Below are 1,895 nucleotides of genomic sequence, written 5' to 3' on the forward strand. Positions count from 1 at the left end.
AAACGAGAGATTTCTCTGCAAGACGCTAGGGATAGCGTTCTTATGTAATTATTTCAGCATAGAAACACTTGCGGTTTCCCCGGTACACTATGCTAGATTGCTGATGACCCTGATGATGAACCCCCTTGGCGTTTTATCACAATGGCTTAGTCAGCACAACACCCACCAGACTTGGGTGAGTTAAGGCATAATGATCGAGTGTAGGGCATGATAGTCAGTCACGTTTTACATCGCGGATGAGGGCTTTGATTCAGCCGCGATCGCTCTTGAAACCATGAGGCGATCGCTCAACTGAGACCTACCCATTCCATTACGGCTAAGACGTCAAACCTGCTAAACGCTCTAGATCATTCGGTCAAATTGTTTAGGACAACAACACAATCTTTATATGCTGGTATCTCAGTTCGTGGGTCATAGTGTTGACAATATATATCGCTCCTCCGAGCTTACCTCTACGGGGTTCTCTCCCGTTGGGGTCAGTGGGGTTGTGCCGATGGTGGTCGAACAGTCAGGGCGGGGAGAACGAGCATTTGACATCTACTCTCGCCTATTGCGGGAACGCATCGTCTTTCTGGGCACACCGGTAGACGATGCTGTAGCCGACTCGATTGTGGCACAGCTGCTCTATCTTGACGCGGAAGATCCAGAGCGAGATGTACAGCTCTACATCAACTCTCCCGGTGGTTCTGTGACGGCAGGGATGGCCATCTACGACACCATGCAGCAAATTCGCCCAGATGTTGTAACAATTTGTTTTGGACTAGCTGCTAGCATGGGCGCATTTCTGTTGTCCGGTGGCACCAAGGGAAAGCGTCTTTCGTTGCCCAGTTCTCGCATCATGATTCACCAACCGTTGGGTGGAGCTCAAGGGCAAGCGGTCGATATTGAGATCCAAGCTCGGGAGATCTTGTACCATAAGCGCAAGCTCAACGAGCTCATTGCGCTGCATACCGGGCAGCCCATCGAGCGTATTGAAGACGATACTGAGCGCGACTTTTACATGTCTGCGGAAGAGGCAAAAGGCTACGGACTGATTGATGAAGTCATTTCTCGTCAGGATCTCCTGGCCTCAGGAACCACCATCACTGCTGTGAACTAAGAGGGTATTATGCCTAAGTATGACTCCCATCTAAAATGCTCGTTCTGTGGTAAATCCCAGGAGCAGGTTCGTAAACTCATTGCTGGGCCAGGAGTCTATATTTGCGATGAATGTGTTGACCTATGCAATGAAATCTTAGATGAGGAGTTATACGACTCCAGTTCCACGGTTCCGCAGCCAACCCCTCGTCGGGAGCAGCGCACCGAAAAGCGTCCGGTGCGTGCGTCATCGGTGTCCCTGAGCCAGATTCCCAAGCCTCAGGAGATTAAAAACCATCTGGATGCCCATGTCATTGGTCAGGATCAGGCGAAAAAGATTCTGTCCGTTGCGGTGTACAACCACTATAAGCGTCTTAGCTACGAGCAAAGCATGACGCTGGGCGGCACCCGACGAGATGACTCCATCCAGCTTCAGAAGTCTAATATTCTGCTGATTGGCCCCACAGGCTGCGGTAAAACGCTCCTGGCCCAAACCTTAGCAGAACTTCTAGATGTGCCCTTTGCCGTAGCGGATGCGACGACGCTGACGGAAGCTGGGTATGTGGGTGAAGATGTGGAAAACATCCTGCTACGCCTGCTGCAGGTCGCTGATCTGGATGTAGAAGAAGCCCAGCGCGGCATCATCTACGTCGATGAAATTGACAAGATTGCCCGCAAGAGCGAAAACCCCTCTATCACCCGAGATGTATCTGGCGAAGGCGTCCAGCAAGCATTATTGAAAATGCTAGAGGGGACTGTTGCGAACGTGCCGCCTCAAGGCGGCCGCAAGCACCCCTATCAAGACTGTATTCAGATCG

General features: G+C 51.3%; 2 protein-coding genes. Both read left to right on the forward strand.

Annotation, left to right across the window (positions count from 1 at the left end; genetic code table 11):
• The first annotated feature begins 388 nt into the window (after window positions 1-388).
• Window positions 389-1,099, forward strand: a complete 711-nt coding sequence (gene clpP, locus V6D20_02260; GenBank protein HEY9814619.1) for an ATP-dependent Clp endopeptidase proteolytic subunit ClpP — start codon at window positions 389-391, stop codon at window positions 1,097-1,099.
• A gap of 9 nt (window positions 1,100-1,108) precedes the next feature.
• On the forward strand, window positions 1,109-1,895 hold a 787-nt coding region (clpX, locus tag V6D20_02265; protein ID HEY9814620.1), incomplete at its 3' end, for an ATP-dependent protease ATP-binding subunit ClpX.

This window comes from Candidatus Obscuribacterales bacterium (assembly GCA_036703605.1).
GTDB lineage: Bacteria > Cyanobacteriota > Cyanobacteriia > RECH01 > RECH01 > RECH01.